At 65.6% G+C, this 3,261-nt stretch carries 2 protein-coding genes and 2 pseudogenes; 2 read left to right on the plus strand and 2 right to left on the minus strand.

Translation table 11 applies throughout. The features are described from left to right. Positions 1-360, minus strand: a pseudogene (locus M8523_RS36030) (group II intron reverse transcriptase/maturase); the annotation flags it as partial. 102 nt (positions 361-462) lie between these two features. Here M8523_RS36030 and M8523_RS36035 point away from each other — a divergent pair. Then, the gene (locus M8523_RS36035) at positions 463-1,632 is read left to right on the plus strand and encodes an integrase catalytic domain-containing protein (RefSeq protein WP_282589601.1); all 1,170 of its coding nucleotides are present in this window, start codon (positions 463-465) and stop codon (positions 1,630-1,632) included. A 55-nt stretch (positions 1,633-1,687) separates the two neighbouring features. On the opposite strand, the gene M8523_RS36040 is transcribed toward M8523_RS36035, so the two are convergent. Continuing rightward, the gene (locus M8523_RS36040) at positions 1,688-2,101 is read right to left on the minus strand and encodes a hypothetical protein (protein ID WP_282589602.1); all 414 of its coding nucleotides are present in this window, start codon (positions 2,099-2,101) and stop codon (positions 1,688-1,690) included. A 62-nt stretch (positions 2,102-2,163) separates the two neighbouring features. Here M8523_RS36040 and tnpC point away from each other — a divergent pair. Further along, positions 2,164-3,187 (plus strand): annotated as a pseudogene (gene tnpC, locus M8523_RS36045) (IS66 family transposase); the annotation flags it as partial. Positions 3,188-3,261 lie beyond the last annotated feature (74 nt).

The raw sequence follows: 3,261 nt of genomic DNA on the forward strand, positions 1-3,261 counted from the left end.
AGCCGTGACCGCGAGTGGGCGCTGTCGACCGTCTGCCTTCGGTATGTACCGTCGTCGGGATGGTTGCGCCCGGTATGCTCCCCGATGGACCTTGTCGTGCAGAACCGCCAGATTTCGCTCGAGATCTGCCTCGTAGGTCCGCCATGTCACCCCGTCCATACCGGGAGCGGCGTTCCGCTTCAGTGCGCTGAACGCCAGGCGGAGTAGCGCGGGGCCGATATGGTGGAAGAGCGCGGTGAACCGTTCCTTCTTTCCTTGCCTTGCTGCTTGCCGTATGCGGCCCAGCGCCTGGGACACGCTTTCCCGGTCCTGAGCCCGGCGCGTGCTTTGCTGGCCCGCATTCCCCTTGTCCAGCGACATCCGAAACTAGCCCTGCATTGCCTCATCTTAGATGCTACTGACTAGGCTTGTTGCGTCACGAGCAGTGCTACCGATCCGGGCAGGAATGCCTGGGAGTGGTCGATGGCGAGGCGCATCAGCATGGCGGCAAGGTCTGAACTCACCGACGCGGTTGTCGAACGCTATCAGACGGGCCGGCGTGCGGACAAAATACAGATCTTGGACGAGTTCGTCGCCATCACAGGTCACCACCGCAAGCATGCGATCCGGGTTCTGTCGAAGAGAGCGGCGCGGCCTGGAGATGGCGCCGCCACCCGTAGGCGCGCACGACGTTATGGAGTTCGGATGTGCGAGGTGTTGGTCGCGCTGTGGGACGCTTCGGACCGGGTCTGCTTGAAGCGCCTCGTCGTGATGATGCCCGTGCTGCTGCCTGCCATGGAACGGCATGGCCGCGTTCATGTCGATGATGCCGTCCGGGCCCAGTTGCTCGCCGTCAGTGCCGCCACAATCGACCGTTTACTGGCGGATGCCAGAGCCGGCGCCCAAACGGGCCGACGCCGGCGCGCTGGGCAAAGCTCGGCGGTGCGCCGGTCGGTGCCGGTTCGCACGTTTGGCGATTGGAACGACCCGCCGCCTGGGTTCGTGGAGGTGGACTTCGTCGCTCATTCTGGCCCTTCTGCGTCCGGCAGCTTCATCCAGACCCTTGTGCTGACCGACATCGCGACCGGATGGACCGAGTGTGTGCCGGTGGCATTCCGCGAAGGCACGCTCGTCATCGAGGCGATCGCAAGAGCCATGACGCTGTTTCCCTTTCCCCTACGCGGCGTGGATTTCGACAACGACAGCGTTTTCATGAACGCGCCGGTCGTGGACTGGTGCCGAGCCCAAGGTCTCGAGGTGACCCGATCTCGCGCATACCGGAAGAACGACCAGGCCTGGGTGGAGCAGAAGAACGGCGCCATCGTCCGCCGGTTAGTCGGCTACGGGCGGTTCGAGGGTGTGGCGGCCGTTGGCGCTCTGGCACGGCTGTACGCGGCCGCGCGGCTGCACACGAACGTGATCCAGCCCTCGTTCAAGCTGCGGCAGAAGACGCGGGAAGGGGCAAGGGTGATCAAACTCTACCACGCCCCCGCGCCGCCGGCCGACCGCCTCCTGCTTCATGCCGCGGTCACTGATGCCGCCAAGCAAGCCGTCCGGCATATTCAAGCGGGGGCAGATCCCGTTCTGCTGATCGACGAGATCCGGGCTGCGCAGGACGCGCTGGGGCACTGGGTGCACTGTCAGGCGACATGACAAACTAGCCCCGCATTGCCTCATGTCGGAATGTTACCCAGCGTTCCAATGTCGCCTAGGGGATCAGGAAGCCGACGGACGGCGGAATCGGCGCGGAGACGAGGAGACTCGACACCCCGTCCGAGATCAGCCGGCGCGCGACCGTCATACGCTGTGCCGCGATCGCGCGCTGAAGCGTCCGCAGATGCTTGGGGCCGAAGATATCCGGCGCGAGCGTGGTGAGCCGCTCCAAAGCTGCGACCGCGGACAGGCTTGGGTCGTTTTCCATCCAGTCCCGGATCTGATCGCCGTAGGGTGCCAGCATGCCAAGCCGTTTCGGGATCGGCTTGCGGCGGCGATAGGGCCGACGGTGGATGGCTCGCGGCTCGCCGCCTCGGGGTTGAACCGCCGAGGCCAAGTTGGAGGTGGCCGCCGTCGCCGGATCGATGGCATCCTTCGCCAAGCCTCGCCAGTGGCCAAGCGCGACCATGCTGTTGCGATCCTGCGCCAAGCCAAGGTCGTCGCCCTCGCCGGAGCCTCAAGCCGGCTCCGCTCGACGACATCGTGTCGAGAACCCTCGAATGCGAGCCGCGCCGCTGGAAGGTGATCGAGCATGTCCGCCAGAAGGTGACGTGCCGCGATTGCGAGGCCATCACCGAGACACCGGCCCCGTCCCATCCGATTCCGCGCGGCTTTGCCGGCCCGAACCTTCTCGCCAGCGTGCTCGTGTCGAAGTTCATGCTGCACCAGCCGCTGAACCGGCAGAGCGCCACCTTCGCTCGCGAAGGAATTTGCCTGCGCCGTGGCGCTCGATCCGATCGTCGAGGCGTTGCGCCGGCACGTGCTGGCGGCCGAGCGCATCCATGCCGATGATACGACGGTGCCGGTGCTGGCGAAGTTGAAGACCGTCACCGGCCGGCTCTGGACCTATTTCCGGGATGACCGGCCGTTCGGCGGTACCGACCCGCCGGCCGCCATCTTCCACTAGTCCCGAAGCCGGCACGGTGACCATCCCCGCGCGCACCTCGCCGGCTATGGCGGCATCATGCAGGCCGACGCCTTCGCGGGCTACAACGACCTCTACGCACCCGGATGGAAACCGCGGCCGATCATTGAGGCGGCATGTTGGTCACATGGACGGCGCAAGCTCTTCGATCTCGCCAAACTCAGCAAGGCGCCCATCGCCATCGAGGCGGTGCGCCGCATCGACGAGATCTTCGCCATTGAACGGACAATCCTCGGCAAGAGCCCGGCTGAGCGCGTCGCGGTGCGCCAGGCTTCCTCGAAGCCGCTCGTCATAGCGTTGGAGACCTTCCTGCGCGAGAAACGGGCGCTTCTCTCGGCCAAAAGCGAAACCGCCAAGACCATCAACTACAGCCTGAACCACTGGTCGGCCTTCACCCGCTTCCTCGACGACGGGCGCATCTGCCTTTCGAACAACGCGGCCGAGCGCGCCCTGCGCGGAATTGCCATCGGAAGGCGCAATTGGACCTTCTGTGGGTCAGATGCCGGAGGTCATCGGGCGGCGGCCATCTACACCCTGATCGAGACAGCCAAGCTCAACGACGTCGATCCGCATCAGCCGTCACGAGAGCGGGGCGACCGAGGTTGGAGTGCGCGGCGCCTTTGCGGGCGTGATGCAGGCGGCGG

It is taken from the genome of Lichenifustis flavocetrariae (assembly GCF_026130545.1).
Lineage (GTDB): Bacteria > Pseudomonadota > Alphaproteobacteria > Rhizobiales > Beijerinckiaceae > Lichenihabitans > Lichenihabitans flavocetrariae.